15 protein-coding genes are annotated in these 13,809 nt (G+C 61.6%); 4 read left to right on the top strand and 11 right to left on the bottom strand.

The features are described 5' to 3' along the window. Positions 1-33: 33 nt before the first annotated feature. Both lpoB and J5M57_RS17685 read left to right on the top strand, forming a co-directional pair. The gene (gene lpoB / locus J5M57_RS17690; protein WP_003229365.1) at positions 34-621 is read left to right on the top strand and encodes a penicillin-binding protein activator LpoB; all 588 of its coding nucleotides are present in this window, start codon (positions 34-36) and stop codon (positions 619-621) included. Positions 622-624: 3 nt separating this feature from the next. After that, complete coding sequence (locus tag J5M57_RS17685; protein ID WP_207848323.1) at positions 625-1,368, top strand: penicillin-binding protein activator LpoB; 744 nt, start codon at positions 625-627, stop codon at positions 1,366-1,368. A 123-nt stretch (positions 1,369-1,491) separates the two neighbouring features. On the opposite strand, the gene J5M57_RS17680 is transcribed toward J5M57_RS17685, so the two are convergent. The 3 genes from J5M57_RS17680 to J5M57_RS17670 all read right to left on the bottom strand — a co-directional run bounded on the left by J5M57_RS17680 (position 1,492) and on the right by J5M57_RS17670 (position 4,771). Beyond that, positions 1,492-2,124, bottom strand: a complete 633-nt coding sequence (locus tag J5M57_RS17680) for a LysE family transporter (protein ID WP_207848322.1) — start codon at positions 2,122-2,124, stop codon at positions 1,492-1,494. Positions 2,125-2,279: 155 nt separating this feature from the next. Continuing rightward, positions 2,280-2,861, bottom strand: a complete 582-nt coding sequence (locus J5M57_RS17675) for a mechanosensitive ion channel family protein (protein WP_169842972.1) — start codon at positions 2,859-2,861, stop codon at positions 2,280-2,282. Beyond that, positions 2,861-4,771: an ATP-binding cassette domain-containing protein gene (locus J5M57_RS17670; protein ID WP_027610459.1), complete on the bottom strand. Its 1,911-nt coding sequence runs from the start codon at positions 4,769-4,771 to the stop codon at positions 2,861-2,863. Before J5M57_RS17670 ends, J5M57_RS17675 begins: the two co-directional genes overlap by 1 nt. Before the next feature lie 50 nt (positions 4,772-4,821). Here J5M57_RS17670 and J5M57_RS17665 point away from each other — a divergent pair, with 50 nt between their 5' ends. Further along, a complete protein-coding gene (locus J5M57_RS17665) occupies positions 4,822-5,286 on the top strand; it encodes a TIGR02444 family protein (protein WP_207848321.1) in 465 nt (154 codons plus the stop codon). Here the strand turns inward: J5M57_RS17665 and J5M57_RS17660 are convergent. Beyond that, the gene (locus tag J5M57_RS17660; RefSeq protein ID WP_207848320.1) at positions 5,283-6,398 is read right to left on the bottom strand and encodes an AlgP family protein; all 1,116 of its coding nucleotides are present in this window, start codon (positions 6,396-6,398) and stop codon (positions 5,283-5,285) included. The genes J5M57_RS17665 and J5M57_RS17660 overlap by 4 nt on opposite strands. A 192-nt stretch (positions 6,399-6,590) precedes the next feature. Here J5M57_RS17660 and J5M57_RS17655 point away from each other — a divergent pair, with 192 nt between their 5' ends. Next, the gene (locus J5M57_RS17655; RefSeq protein ID WP_169842969.1) at positions 6,591-7,256 is read left to right on the top strand and encodes an FKBP-type peptidyl-prolyl cis-trans isomerase; all 666 of its coding nucleotides are present in this window, start codon (positions 6,591-6,593) and stop codon (positions 7,254-7,256) included. Positions 7,257-7,333: 77 nt separating this feature from the next. On the opposite strand, the gene rsd is transcribed toward J5M57_RS17655, so the two are convergent. The 7 genes from rsd to J5M57_RS17620 form a co-directional block, all read right to left on the bottom strand. Then, complete coding sequence (gene rsd, locus J5M57_RS17650) at positions 7,334-7,792, bottom strand: sigma D regulator (RefSeq protein ID WP_169842968.1); 459 nt, start codon at positions 7,790-7,792, stop codon at positions 7,334-7,336. Positions 7,793-7,978: 186 nt separating this feature from the next. Continuing rightward, positions 7,979-8,530, bottom strand: coding sequence for a disulfide bond formation protein B (locus J5M57_RS17645; protein ID WP_169842967.1), 552 nt, complete (start codon positions 8,528-8,530; stop codon positions 7,979-7,981). 219 nt (positions 8,531-8,749) lie between these two features. Further along, a complete protein-coding gene (locus tag J5M57_RS17640) occupies positions 8,750-9,988 on the bottom strand; it encodes a heme biosynthesis protein HemY (RefSeq protein WP_064589775.1) in 1,239 nt (412 codons plus the stop codon). Further along, entirely contained in the window at positions 9,985-11,127 is a 1,143-nt protein-coding gene (locus J5M57_RS17635; RefSeq protein WP_064589776.1) for a uroporphyrinogen-III C-methyltransferase, read from the bottom strand. Before J5M57_RS17635 ends, J5M57_RS17640 begins: the two co-directional genes overlap by 4 nt. 16 nt (positions 11,128-11,143) lie before the next feature. Further along, the gene (locus tag J5M57_RS17630; RefSeq protein WP_169842965.1) at positions 11,144-11,911 is read right to left on the bottom strand and encodes a uroporphyrinogen-III synthase; all 768 of its coding nucleotides are present in this window, start codon (positions 11,909-11,911) and stop codon (positions 11,144-11,146) included. Further along, positions 11,908-12,849, bottom strand: a complete 942-nt coding sequence (gene hemC, locus J5M57_RS17625; protein ID WP_064589778.1) for a hydroxymethylbilane synthase — start codon at positions 12,847-12,849, stop codon at positions 11,908-11,910. Before hemC ends, J5M57_RS17630 begins: the two co-directional genes overlap by 4 nt. A 138-nt stretch (positions 12,850-12,987) precedes the next feature. Then, a complete protein-coding gene (locus J5M57_RS17620; RefSeq protein WP_003229385.1) occupies positions 12,988-13,734 on the bottom strand; it encodes a LytTR family DNA-binding domain-containing protein in 747 nt (248 codons plus the stop codon). Between the last annotated feature and the right edge of the window lie 75 nt (positions 13,735-13,809).

The following is a 13,809-nucleotide window of genomic DNA, read 5'->3' as shown; positions in this document are numbered from 1 at the left end:
CGCCACCCTATTCCTGTTTTAGAGAGCATTCCCATGTTTGCACGCTTTTCCTTGATCGCTGTCCTCGCCCTGCTGGCTTCCGGTTGCGCCAACACTTCGCCGACCCTGGGCAGCAAGAACATCAGCTACGGCGACACCAAAGCGGTTGAAACCGTGACCAACGAATTCGGTTCGACCGACCTGCAAATGATCGCCGAATCGATGACCCGCTCGCTGGCCCAGTCCGGCATCCTGCAGGGCCGCCCGGTGGTGCAGGTCTACGACGTGAAGAACAAGACCAGCGAGTACATCGATACCCGCGAGATCACCACCAGCATCAAGACCCAGTTGATGAAGTCCGGCACTGCCCGCTTCGCCAGCGACAACACCGCAATGCAGAGCCAGGTTGATCAGCTCAAGCTGCAAAACCAGAGCGGCCTGTACAAGAAGAGCACCGTGGCCAAGACCGGCAACATGATCGCCGCCAAATACCGTCTGGAAGGCTCGATCAGCTCGATCGTCAAGCGCAGCAGCGACTACAAGGACGTCTTCTACAAATTCAGCCTGCAACTGATCGACGTTGAAAGCGGTCTGGCCGAGTGGATGGACGAAAAAGAGATCCGCAAAACCACGGAGCGTTAAGCAATGCGCGCATGGATTGGCATGATGGCCCTGGCTTGCGCGTTCAGCGCGCAAGCGGCCCCGAAAGTCGCGGTGACGGATCTGGCGTATCAGGAGCGTGTGGAGCAATACATCCACATCGTTTCGGCGCAGAACAATTACCGCGAGGGTTACTACAGCTCCAGTGGTTCGTCGAACTACAACGAGCTGGAAGCGACCACCAGCTACATCGAGCAGACCGAGCTGCGCAAATTCACCGGCGACATCAAGGGTGAAATCCTGCGCACCGGTATGTTCCAGCTGGTGCAGGGCACGCCGTACACCGCGTCGTCCAAGGGTGATATCTACGACGTGATCAAACGCATCAAGGCCGGCAACTTCAAGGGCGCCGACTATGTGTTGTTCGGCACCGTGTCCGACATCGATTTCACCCAGGACATGAATGAGCTGGCGCACACCGACAGCTATTCGGCGGTGCTGGGCCTGACGCTGGTGGCGGATTTCAGCCTGATCAACACCAAGACTTACGAGATCACGTCGGCCTTCACGGCGATGGGTGAAGCACAGGACACCAAACTGGTGAACGGCCGCGACATCAAGATCTCGCTGAACCGCCCTCGGGTGGTGCGTGAGGTGTCGAAAGCGCTGGGCGAAGACGTGGCCGGGCAACTGAGCATGCAGCTGGGTGGCAGCGGTTACGAGCAGCCGCGTGAACCGCAGCAGCGCAACAATCTGCCGCGTGATACTGCGCCGGTGATTTTGCACTAGCCGGCTGAGTGAATAACCCTGTGGTGAGGGGATGAATCCCCTCGCTACAACTGAGTTCTCTAGAGAAATCAGTAGAAATAAAAAGGCGACCTCAAGAGGTCGCCTTTTTTGTGGCCGAGGCTTTTAGACCGCCGCTTTGCGCAACGTCGCCATGAACGCCGCCGCGCCAATGAACAGCCCGGCAAACGTGCGGTTCATGCGCTTCTGCTGCGTCGGGGTACGCAACAGGCGCAGCACCTTGGATGCCAACCCGGTGTAGCCGGCCATGACGATCAGATCAACACAGATCATGGTCACGCCGATCACCAGATACTGCATCAGCAACGGTGCATGCGGATTGATGAACTGCGGCAGCACCGCCAGCATGAACACCAATGCCTTGGGGTTGCTGATGTTCACCAGAAAGCCGCGGAACACCAGGGCCAACGGTTTGCCGATCGGCCGCACCGCCGCGTCGTCGCTCATGTCCATGGGCAGCGCACGCCATTGCTTGATCGCCAGATAGACCAGATAGGCCACGCCAAACCATTTGATCGCATAGAACGCCGTGGCCGAAGCAGTAAGAATCGCGCCAACACCGGCGCCGACAATCGCAATCTGCACCGCCAAGCCAACTTGCAGGCCCAAGGCATTCCAGTAACCGCGCCAGAAACCGTATTGCAGACCGCTGGACATCGACGCAATGGCGCCGGCGCCCGGGGACAGACTGATCACCCAGCAGGCGGCAAAGAATGCCAGCCATGTTTGAAGCTCCATCGCACACCTCGACTCGGACTCGTACCAAACGTCCAAGCTAATGCGGTTTGGGCCTAAAAGCAAAAGATCGTAGCCTTCGGCAGCTCTTGCATGGAATTGGCGCTGACCCTGTAGGAGCTGCCGAAGGCTGCGATCTTTTGATCTTGCTTCAAGACTTACTTCTCAAACCCACTGGAAGGAAAAACATCCGTCCCGCGCCAGCGCCGCACCGAGCGCTGGAAGAACAAGCTGTTCGGCACCTGCACCATGGCGCTGCCGGTGCCCAGTTCTTCAGCCTCGATCAACGTGGTGTAGAGCAGATTGATCGCCACCACCCGGCCTTTGACGCCGGGCTTGTCGGTGGTGTCCACCAACTCGACCACATCCCCCAGACGGAACGGGCCGACGGTGAAGATCAGGATCGCGCAGAGCAGGTTCGACAGCACACTCCACATCGCGAAGAACGCCACCGCCGCCACCGCGACGAAACCCGACAGCGCGGTCCACAACACCGTGGCCGACACGCCGAGGCGCTCCAGCACAAAGATCAGCGCGCTGCCCATGATCAGCCAGCGCAGCCCGCCACGCAGCGGCATCAGCAACTGCGGCGGGAACGGATAGCGCTCACCCAGACGGGTCAGGCATTTGGCGACAAAGCGCTGGGCAATGTAACCGGCCAGCAGGATCAGCAGAATCTGCACGCCGAGCCAGATCGGCTCGACCCACATGGCCGGCAGCGGCAGCTTGAACGCGTCCATCAGGACAGCGCCTCCAGCTCCGCCTGCATGCTTTCCAGCGTTTCCAAGGCTTCCATCCAGGCCTCTTCCAGTTCGGCTTCGCGCACTTTCAACTTGGCCTGTTCGGCCAGCAGATCACGCAACTCGTTCTTGCGCGCCGGCTCGTAGATGTCGCTGTCACCGAGGCTAGCATCGACCTTGGCGAGTTTCTCGTGGAGCTTGCCCAGCTCGGCTTCGAGCTTGTCGGCTTCACGCTTGTGCGGTGCCAGTTGCTGACGCAATGCAGCAGCGGCCTGACGTTGAGCCTTCTTGTCAGTCTTGTCCGGGTTGACCGGGGTGTTGCTGACCGGGGCGTTGCGCTGACGGTATTCCACTAGCCAGCGGGCGTAGTCTTCGAGGTCGCCATCGAACTCTTCGACCTTGCCATCAGCGACCAGATAGAAGTTGTCGGTGGTGCTCTTGAGCAAGTGCCGATCGTGAGACACCACCAGTACCGCGCCGCTGAATTCCTGCAGCGCCATGGTCAGCGCCAGGCGCATTTCCAGGTCGAGGTGGTTGGTCGGTTCGTCGAGCAGCAACAGGTTCGGCCGTTCCCAGGCGATCAATGCCAGGGCCAGACGCGCTTTCTCGCCACCGGAGAAATTCAGTACCGGCTCATCGATGCGTGCGCCACGGAAGTCGAAACCGCCGAGAAAGTCGCGCAGGGTCTGCTCGCGCTCGGTCGGTGCCAGACGCTGCAAGTGCAGCAACGGGCTGGCCTTGGCGTCGAGCGAGTCGAGCTGATGCTGGGCGAAGTAGCCGACCACGGTGTTCTCGCCACGGGTCAGGCGTCCGGCCAGCGGCTCGAGTTCGCCAGCAAGGTTCTTGATCAGCGTCGATTTACCGGCGCCGTTCGGTCCGAGCAGACCGATCCGCGCACCCGGGGTCAGTTGCAGCTTGACCTTCTCCAGGATGGTTTTATCGCCGTAACCCAAACGCGCATCGGACAGATCGATCAGCGGGCTGGAGATCTTGGTCGACTCGCGGAACACGAAATCGAATGGCGAATCGACGTGGGCCGCCGACAGCTCTTCCATGCGCTCCAGTGCCTTGATCCGGCTCTGCGCCTGACGGGCCTTGGTGGCCTGAGCCTTGAAGCGGGCAATGTAGCTTTCCATGTGCGCACGTTGCGCCTGCTGCTTCTCGTAGGCCTGCTGTTGCTGGGCCAGACGTTCGGCACGGGCGCGCTCGAACGCGGTGTAGCCGCCGCGGTAAAGGGTCAGTTTGCGCTGATCGACGTGGGCCACGTGATCGACCACTTCATCGAGGAAGTCGCGGTCGTGGGAAATCAACAGCAAGGTGCCCGGGTAGCTTTTCAGCCACTCTTCGAGCCAGATGATCGCGTCGAGGTCCAAGTGGTTGGTCGGTTCGTCGAGCAGCAACAGGTCCGACGGACACATCAAGGCCTGCGCCAGGTTCAGACGCATCCGCCAGCCACCGGAGAAATCTCCTACCTGCCGATCCATCTGCTCGTTGGTGAAACCGAGCCCGGCCAGCAACTTGCGCGCCCGCGCATCGGCGGTATAACCGTCGGCGCTGTCGAGTTCGGCGTGCAGACGGGCCAGAGCCGTGCCATCGTGGGCTGCTTCGGCTACGGCGAGGTCACGTTGCACTTCGCGTAGACGCAGGTCGCCATCGAGCACATAGTCGACCGCCAGGCGCTCGAGCGTGTCGACCTCCTGGCGCATGTGCGCGATCCGCCAGTCGGCCGGCAGCAGGCAATCGCCCGAGTCCGGGTGCAACTCGCCGCGCAACAAGGCGAACAGGCTGGATTTGCCGGCGCCGTTGGCACCGATGAGGCCAGCTTTGTGGCCGGCGTGCAGGGTCAGCTCGGCGTCTTCTAGCAGACGTTGCGGGCCACGCTGTAAAGTCAGGTTCTGAAGTCGGATCATAATGGCGGCGGAGTCTACCAGCTTCGCTCACAACTGGCGCGAGTAGCACGATGTCCTCTGACCTGTGGAGCTTTTCCCTTGCCACCTACGCCCGACCGGGCGTGGAACCGGCCTGCCTGCAACTGCAGACAGCGGGGGCCAACGTGTGCCTGTTGCTGTGTGGTCTGTGGCTGGAACAACGCGGCGTGGCTTGCGACGAACAGCGCGCGGAGCAGCTGAAAATGCTGGTGGGGCCTTGGGATCGGGAGGTGGTGCAGCCACTGCGTGCGTTGCGCACTCAATGGAAAATCCTGGCCGAAGAGGATCCGGTGCTCAAGGGCCTGCGTGAACAGATGAAAGCGCTGGAGCTGGAAGCCGAACGGCATCTGCTATGGCAACTTGAGCAAATCGCTCAGGACTGGCCGTTGCAGGCTGCATCAGCGTCGGAAGAGTGGCTTGAGCGTCTGGCGGGATCGGCCGCCAGCCCGAACCGCGACGCGCTGCAAATGCTGCGCGTCGCGGCAACCGGCACTTAGGAAGCGCTGGTCGGGTTGCTGCTGGTGCTCGACGTTGCGGCTGGCGTTGGCGCAGTCGTGGTGGTCGAGGCAGGAGCGGCTGGAGCAGCTGCGGTGGCCGGCGCTGTAGCGGCTGGCTTGGCGGCAGCGGCGGTCGCCGGTTTGGCGGCAGCGGGTTTGGCAGCGGCCGGTTTTTTCGCGGCGGGTTTAGCGGCTGGCTTTGCTGCCACTGGTTTGGCAGCAGGCTTGGCGGCAGCGGTTGCCGGCTTGGCAGCAGCAGGTTTGGCGGCTGGTTTGGCAGTGGCTTTAGCTGCTGGCTTTGCGGCTGGTTTGGCAGCGGTTTTAGCGGCTGGTTTGGCAGTGGTTTTTGCCGCAACAGGTTTGGCTGCAGGATTGGCTGCAGGTTTTACCGCCACTTTCGCAGCGGGTTTAGCGGCGGCGGTTTTTGCCGGAGCCGCTTTGCGCGCAGCAGGTTTTGCGGTTGGTTTGGCGGCCGGTTTTGCAGCAGCCGGTTTGGCGGCGGCAGTACGTGCAGCAGGTTTTGCAGTGCTCGCTGCCGCAGGTTTTTTCGCCGCGGTCGCAGCAGTTTTTGCAGCAGGTTTGGCCGCAGCTTTAGCCGGAGCCTTGGCTGCTGGCTTGGCCGCTGGTTTCGCCGCAGCGGTTTTCGCCGGCGCTTTCGCCACTGCAGGTTTGGCTGCCGCTTTCTTCGCAGGCGCTGCTGCAGGTTTGGCTGCACGGGAGGACAGCGCCTTGCCGGCGGCCTCTTGCACACGACCGACACCCTGAGCCAGTTTCAGGCTTTCCTGGGCATCGCGCTTGAGTTGCAGAATGTAGCCGCGAGTGTCGGACTGACGATCCTTCAGCGCGTCGAGCAGGTCTTCGAGTTCTTTGACTGCAGCCTTGGCCTTGTTCTGCGCCTTGGCTTTACCGGCAGTGGCTGCGTCCTGCAATTTGGTGCGGGATTTGTGCAGTTTTTCTTGCGCCTTGCCGCGTTGCTTTTCCAGTTTGGCGAGCAGTTTTTCAGCATCAGCCAAGGCTTGCGAGCAAGCGTTTTCCAAATGCTCGAGCAGGCTGCCCGAGAGTTGTTGGAGTAAGTGCAACGGAGTGTTTACAGGCTTCTTGGTGGCCGACATGGTTTACCTCCTGGCTGACGTGAGTGCGGCTCATACTAGACCTCTGCAGTTACCGCCGCTAGGTCATCTTGACAGTAACGAAACCGTTGCGTTGCAACGAAGCGAAAATGTTCTGCACAAAGGCAAAAGCAGTTCACCGTTGCAGACGTTCGCGCTGGCATAATCGCCCGCATCTCAGGACGGAGAGTGCCCATGTCGCGCTACCTTTTTTTATCCCTCTGCATGATTTTTTCCGCCGCCCACGCCGACGAAAAAACCACTGCGAACGACGCCCACGATCTGGCTTACAGCCTCGGCGCCAGCCTCGGTGAACGGCTGCGTCAGGAGGTCCCTCAATTGCAGATCCAGGCACTGGTCGAAGGTTTGCAGCAGGCCTATCAAGGCAAGCCCCTGGCGCTGAGCGAAGCACGGATCGAGCAGATCCTTGCTGATCATGAATCGCAAAATGCCGAACACTCTTCGCTGCCTTCGAGCGATGCCGCGATGGAGAACGAGCAACGTTTTCTCACCGCCGAAAAAGCCAAGCCAGGCGTGAAGGAACTGGCCGACGGCATTCTGCTGACCGAACTGACGCCGGGCACCGGTGCCAAGGCCGGTCCGGATGGAAAAGTCCAGGTGTTGTATGTCGGTCGACTGCCGGATGGCACGGTGTTCGATCAGAACACTCAGCCGCAATGGTTCAGCCTCGACAGCGTGATTGCCGGCTGGCGTACTGCGCTGCAGAACATGCCGGTGGGTGCCAAGTGGCGACTGGTGATTCCATCGGATCAGGCCTACGGCGCTGACGGTGCGGGCGATCTGATTGCGCCGTTTACGCCACTGGTGTTTGAGGTCGAGTTGCGGGGCGCAACGAGCTGATCGCACCCAACACGCAGGCATAAAAAAACGCGGTGCGCTTTCGGCGCACCGCGTTTTTTATGTCTGCGAGAAACGAATCAAGCCTGAACCGGATCTTCCTGCTTGTGTGCCGTGTGCAGCACTTCAATCAGACAGTCTTCCAGCTCGAAGCGCTCGTGCAGCAGGCCGCCCAGTTCCTTGAACTTCTCGGCGACGCATTTGCCCGCGTCGCACAGATCGTTGAACGCGAGCAGCTTCTCGGTGATCACGTCGATGCGCGGGTAAATCGTGTCGGCCAGTTCCAGGCCACGCTTGTCGTTGAACGCCTTGGCTTCGCCCGTCAGCTGTTCGTAGATTTCGAAGTGCCCGGCCGAAACGTAGTCGACCAGCACACCGCAGAATTCCTGCAAGGGCTTGCGACTCTCGGACAGCGACTCAGGCTGCGCACCGAGCCTGTCGTAGGCGCCGATCAGATCTTCACGCTCGTGCAACCAGCGGTCGATCAGCAGATGAACTCCACCCCAACGTTCCTGAGCATTCTGACAACTTTCGAGCATGGCGATCTCTCTTCCCTTGTGGGTCATGCTGCTCTACACCCGCGCCCCTCTTCTGGCTTTTAGCGCTTGGAGGCCGACCGGGCAGAGCGTCATCGAGCAACATAAATCCAATGACACGTGCGGGCCAGATTATGCCCGCACGCCTATGGCTTCAAGGTACGCAGGAGATAAAGTTCATACAAGTGTTTAATCCCTGACCAACGTGCGGTGCGACGCTTCGCCGCTGAGTGGTCGTTGCAGAGCGTTCCAGACCAGCCGCAGCAATTGGTACATCGCAAGGATCGACATCGCCACAAAGAACAGCAGACTCCACTCCGGAATGCTCAGATCGAACAGTGTCCAGGAAATTTCCGCGCAATCGGCACTGCCTTTAAACATGCGTACCGTGGCGCACAGCCACGGCAGATTGCTGAACAGGGCTTCGGCGTCGGGTACACAGTGAGTCATTTGCAACAGCGGATCGCTCTGCAACAACACTTGCCGCCAGGCGGCGATGGTCCCGCCCAGGCTTATGCAAAGCGCGCTCATCCAGTACAGCGACAGGCCGACACGCCGCGGCCCATGAACCGCCGCCAGGCCACAACAGCCGATCAGCAACGTCATGAACAACCGTTGCGCCAGGCACAGGCTGCAGGGCGTCAGCCCGACCGCGTATTCGAGGTAATAGGAAGCTCCCAGGGCCAGCGCCGCTGCAGTGAAAGCCGTGAAAAACAAGGAGCGTGAACAGGCCAACGACATGGCTTTTCCGTAACAGTAGAGACAGGCAGTTACGGTAGAGGAAAGCTTGTCAGCCTTTCAAGGCAGGTTCCTGCCGACAGTTCATCAGAAGTGTAGGGAAAACCCGACAGGCGCGAGAGGAATCGGTGTAGTCCATTGTAGGACTTTGCCTAGGACACCCACGAAAAGGACATTCTCCGTTCGCTGAGCGTTAACGAGGGAGCATTCTCCCTCGTTATTTCAAGCGTGAACCGGCACTGGCAGTGGTGCGGCCAGAAGACGCTCATCGAGCAGTCCGAGACCTTCCTGGAACAACTGGTTGCTGCGCTCGGTGTCGCCCAGTTGCGCCAGCAGGCGTGCCAGCTCTGCGCAGGCTTCCGGATTGCGCTGCACTCGCAGGCTGCTCTCCAGATAATCCCGGGCCTTGCCCCACAGGCTGGTTTGCAGGCAGAGACGCCCCAGGGTCAGCAACAGGCTTGCATCGCCCGGATGCTCCTTGAGCCACCCTTCGGCAGTCTGCAACTGACGGGCCGGATCGCTGCCGCGCACCAGTCCATACAGTCGGGCCAAGTGGCTGTCGTACTTGCGTTTAAGGGCGCTGCGCAGCAGCTCTTCGGCTTCGACCTGAGCCCCCAACTGACGCAGTTGTTCGGCATACGCCAGCACCAGCGCCGGCTCCTGGCGTTGCGCGGCACTCAACTGCTCCCAGGCGCGATTGAGCGACTGCAGACCGACTTTGCCATCCTCGTCACGGTGCGCGGCCAGCGACAGGTTGTTGCCCCAGGCGCGACGCTCGAGCTCGGCCAGCTCAGCCGCCGGCAGTGCCTTGTCCTTGCGCAGTTCCGGCAACAGGCGAATGACCGCCGACCAGTCGCCACGCTGTTGGTGCAGGCGCTGCAACTGACGCAGGGTCTGCACGTTATGCGGATGCCGCTCGTGCATCGCCTGCAGGGTCACCAGTGCCCCCTCGGTGTCGCCGCGATCGGTCTGCAACTGCGCATGACTCAAGGCGATCGCCAGTTCGGCCTGCGGCTGGCGCTCCAGGGCGCGTTCGAGCAACTGATCACATTCTTCGTACTTGCCTTGTTCGTTGGCCGCGCGTGCCGCGCCGAGGTAATACAACAGCGGCTGGCGCTCGGCTTCAGCAGCGCGATACAGATGACGTTGCGCGCTGGCCCAACGCCCTTCCGCCAGATCCAGCTGACCGTGTTCGATCGCCACCTGCACCCGACGGCTGCGGTTACGCCGCGACCAGGGATTGACCACACCACTGGAGGCCATGACCAATTCGACCAGCGCCTTGATGCCCCAGATCAGCAGCCACAGCACCGCGATCAGCCCCAGCGTGGCCCACAGGCTCGCCTCGTAGCGGAAGCTCTTGTAGGCAATCAGCACGTACCCGGAGTGCTCGGCAATCGCCAGGCCCAATGCCGCTGTCGCGGCAATCACCAGAAACACGATCACGTACAGGCGTTTCATGGCGTGGTCTCCTGCGCGGTGTTGGCGGCAGGTTTGGCGAACGGTTTCACCGACTCTTCAGCATTGACGTTACGTCGCTCCAGGTAGCCTTGCACCGCACTCAGCGTGCCGGTGAGGTCTGGCGTCTTGACCGTGACCGGTTGCTGGCTCAGCTCGGCAACCTGCTCGAGCATGACCTTGCTCTGCGGATTGTCCGGATTGAAATTACCTTTGAGCACGTCCCGCGCTTCGGTCAATGCCTGGGTGTAAACCGGCGCCTGACCATTGAGCGCAGCCCACTGCGCCTGCTCCAGCGCCAGGCTCAGGGCCAGGCGAACCTGGCTCAGGCTCTGCCCCGCCAGCAGTGGCTTCACATTCTTGTCGGCGTTGAAATCGATGCGGATGTAGCGGGAAATCTGATCCCACCACTGCGCCCAGCGGCTCGCGCCATCACCGTCAGCGGTCAGACCCAGCAATGATTCGCCGCGATCCTTGTACTCCGGCGCCAGTTCGGTCAGTTCGATGACCTGATCGCGCAACGCGCCAATGCGCAGGAACAGCCCGGTACGATCCGGCTGCTCGGTGCTGCGCAGGGCGACCAGGGTTTTCGCCACTTGCTCGCGGGCGGCGAACGAGCCTGGGTCGTTCTGTTCACGGAGAATTTCGTCGGCCCCCTGCACCAGCGCCTGGGCGCTGCTGATGTCCTGCAACGCCGACAGACGCAGGCTGGCCAGACGCAGCAGATGCTCGGCCTCGGCCAGACGCCAGTCCTTGCGGCTGGCACCGAGGACGGTTTCCAGACGCTGGTTGAGGCGCTGCTGATCACCTTGCAGTTGCGTCACCAGACGCTGGCGTTCAGCGAGCTCATCAGCACCCGGCAACTGCGCGAGGCGCTCGGTCAGGCGCTGTTCGTTGAGCTTCAGGCTCTGCGCCTGATCGTTCAGCGCCTGCACCTGGCCTGACTGTTGTGCGGTGTTGGTCTGCAGGTGCCGCACCTGCCAGACACCCCAGCCACCGATCGCCACGCCGGCAGCGCCGAGCAACAGGGCGACAATGGCCAGTCCGTTGCCTCGGCGCGGCTCTTTGGCCGGCGGTGGAGTTTCAACCTGGGCATCGATCACAGGTTGGACGTCATCTTTAGGCAAGGCTGTTTCGCTCACGTATCCATCCTTTGCATTAGAGAACGGGCACGGGATGCTCCCGTAACGCCGTCAGCAAAGCCGCGGCACTCGCGCCGCGGCAATCCACAACTGTTTGAGCCCCGGCGGCACGTGCCAGCTCGGCGACCCTTGGGCTTGGAACAAACAACGGCAACTGCGCAATCGCCGGCCAGGCATCGCCGGCCATTTGGCGCAGGTGCTCGAAACCCTGTCCACTGCTGACCACCAGCCCGTTCAAGCGTTCCGCTGCAATCCGCCGCGGCAGCTCTTGTGGCGGGTAGGCCGGCAGGTCACGCCGATACAACTCCAGATACTCGACACTAGCACCTAGTGCGCGCAGGCGCTCGGCGAGCAGCTCGCGGCCACCCTCCCCGCGCAGGATCAACACCTGCGCACCGGACCGGGTGACGGCTTCGCGCAGACGCGGCAATTGCAGCAACGCTTCACTGTCATCGCCGGTGGCCGGGAAGTGCACGTCCAGGCCACGATCACGAAGAATCTGTGCGGTCGCCGCACCGACGCTGAACCACGGCATCGACAGCGAGTGCAGGCCAAAGGCATCGAGCAGATCAAGCGCAATTCGCGCCGCCGGTTTGCTGACCACGATGACGGCGCTGCAGTGCGGCAACTCTGTCATCGCCTGACGCATGCTGTCAGAAACCGGCAGCGGTGCGATGTCCAGAAGCGGCAGGCAACTGCTGAAAAAACCTTCTTGGGCCAACACCGCGGCCAGCGCCGCGCAGTCGTCCGCAGGGCGTGTCAGCAGCACTCGCCAACCGGTCACTCGTGACCTGCCTCGCCATACACCGCTTTGAGAATGTCGTCGGCACCCTGGCCGAGCAGGTCTTCAGCGACCTTCACGCCCAGCGCCTCAGCATCGGCACGCGGTGCGCGCGCCTGAGCACTGAGCAGCTTGCCACCGCTCGGCTCGCCGACCAGACCACGCAACCACAACTGCTCACCCTCGAGCACGGCGTAGCAGGCGATCGGCACCTGGCAGCCACCATTCAGATGTTTGTTGAGGGCACGCTCAGCGGTGACGCGCGAGGAGGTATCGGCGTGGTGCAACGGCGCCAGCAAGGCGTGAATTTCAGTGTCGGCACTACGGCATTCGATGCCGACCGCGCCCTGGCCACCGGCCGGCAGGCTGTCGTCGACGCTGATCGCCGAGGTGATGCGGTCTTCGAAACCGAGGCGGATCAGACCGGCTGCCGCGAGGATGATCGCGTCGTACTCACCGGCATCGAGCTTGGCCAGACGGGTATTGACGTTGCCGCGCAGGAAGCGGATCTCGAGATCCGGGCGACGCGTCAGCAGTTGCGCCTGACGACGCAGGCTGGAGGTGCCGACGATGGCGCCGGCGGGCAGCGCATCCAGGCTTTGATAAGTATTGGAAACGAACGCATCACGCGGGTCTTCGCGCTCGCAGATGCAGAACAGACCCAGACCTTCGGGGAAGTCCATCGGCACATCTTTCATCGAGTGCACGGCGATGTCGGCTTCGTTTTCCAGCAGCGCGGTTTCCAGTTCCTTGACGAACAGGCCCTTGCCGCCGATTTTCGACAGCGGCGAGTCGAGCAGCTTGTCGCCGCGACTGACCATGGGCACCAGCGTCACCAGCAGACCCGGATGGGCCGCTTCCAGACGGGCTTTGACGTATTCGGCCTGCCAGAGGGCCAACGCACTTTTACGGGTGGCGATGCGGATTTCGCGAGAGGACATGGATCAATCCGTACTGAATAGATACGGCGGATAATAACAGCTCAGTCAAATCCACTTTGACTTGAATCAGAAACGGCGTGGCCTCCCTGGCCGGCAATGCCTGGTAAAAAGACTTCAGAGCCGCCCGGAATGACCGGGTTACAGGCCCTGCATCATTTTGCGCACGCCCGCCACATGGCGGCGGCTGACGATCAGAGCATCGCCATTGAGGCCCTTGAGGAACAGCTGAAAGTGCCCCAGCGGCGTGCGTTGCAGACGTTCGATGCGGTCACGGGCGACCAGCGCATTGCGGTGAATGCGCACGAAACGCTCGCCGAATTCGTCTTCGAGCGCCTTGAGCGGTTCGTCCAGCAGCACTTCACCGCTTTCATGGCGCAAGGTCACGTACTTGTGATCGGCAATGAAGTAGACCACCTGATCCAGCGGGATCAGTTCGATGCCTTTACGGGTTCGGGCGCTGATATGACTGCGCGGGCCGTTGCCGCTTTCGGCGGCGGGACGGGTCAGGGCAGAGAGTTGCGCCCGGTTGGGACGTTCTGCCCGTTTCAGGGCGTCATGCAGATGTTCGGTTCGCACGGGTTTCACCACATAGCCCACGGCGCTGGCCTGCAGGGCTTCCACGGCAAATTCATCGGGGCCGGTGCAAAACACCACGGCCGGCGGCGTTTCGCGTTCGCACAGACGGGCAGCGACCTGCAGGCCATCGAGGCCCGGCATGCGGATATCGAGCAGCACGATATCCGGCTTGTGGCTGTCGATCAGCGCCAACGCCTCTTCGCCATTCGTGGCGCTGGGCTCCAGGACTGTGTAACCCTCGAGCTCGCTTACCATGCGGCTTAGGCGCTCGCGAGCCAGTGGTTCGTCATCAACGATCAGGACATTCATATTGCGCTGGATTCCTGCGTGAGTCTCGCACAAGGATAGCGTAGACAGGTGAAGTGACATCCGTCACCGCGATCC

It is taken from the genome of Pseudomonas sp. 86_A (genome assembly GCF_017491705.1).
Classification (GTDB): Bacteria; Pseudomonadota; Gammaproteobacteria; order Pseudomonadales; family Pseudomonadaceae; genus Aquipseudomonas; species Aquipseudomonas koreensis.
Note: the sequence above shows the minus strand (reverse complement) of the source record. Positions and strands in the feature narration are given on the sequence as shown.

Bases quoted from the DNA above. Each gene is read 5' to 3' on its own strand.
- lpoB (WP_003229365.1), top strand. From the start codon at position 34: ATGTTTGCACGCTTTTCCTTGATCGCTGTCCTCGCCCTGCTGGCTTCC.
- J5M57_RS17685 (WP_207848323.1), top strand. From the start codon at position 625: ATGCGCGCATGGATTGGCATGATGGCCCTGGCTTGCGCGTTCAGCGCG.
- J5M57_RS17680 (WP_207848322.1), bottom strand. From the start codon at position 2,124: ATGGAGCTTCAAACATGGCTGGCATTCTTTGCCGCCTGCTGGGTGATC.
- J5M57_RS17675 (WP_169842972.1), bottom strand. From the start codon at position 2,861: ATGGACGCGTTCAAGCTGCCGCTGCCGGCCATGTGGGTCGAGCCGATC.
- J5M57_RS17670 (WP_027610459.1), bottom strand. From the start codon at position 4,771: ATGATCCGACTTCAGAACCTGACTTTACAGCGTGGCCCGCAACGTCTG.
- J5M57_RS17665 (WP_207848321.1), top strand. From the start codon at position 4,822: ATGTCCTCTGACCTGTGGAGCTTTTCCCTTGCCACCTACGCCCGACCG.
- J5M57_RS17660 (WP_207848320.1), bottom strand. From the start codon at position 6,398: ATGTCGGCCACCAAGAAGCCTGTAAACACTCCGTTGCACTTACTCCAA.
- J5M57_RS17655 (WP_169842969.1), top strand. From the start codon at position 6,591: ATGTCGCGCTACCTTTTTTTATCCCTCTGCATGATTTTTTCCGCCGCC.
- rsd (WP_169842968.1), bottom strand. From the start codon at position 7,792: ATGCTCGAAAGTTGTCAGAATGCTCAGGAACGTTGGGGTGGAGTTCAT.
- J5M57_RS17645 (WP_169842967.1), bottom strand. From the start codon at position 8,530: ATGTCGTTGGCCTGTTCACGCTCCTTGTTTTTCACGGCTTTCACTGCA.
- J5M57_RS17640 (WP_064589775.1), bottom strand. From the start codon at position 9,988: ATGAAACGCCTGTACGTGATCGTGTTTCTGGTGATTGCCGCGACAGCG.
- hemC (WP_064589778.1), bottom strand. From the start codon at position 12,849: ATGTCCTCTCGCGAAATCCGCATCGCCACCCGTAAAAGTGCGTTGGCC.
- J5M57_RS17620 (WP_003229385.1), bottom strand. From the start codon at position 13,734: ATGAATGTCCTGATCGTTGATGACGAACCACTGGCTCGCGAGCGCCTA.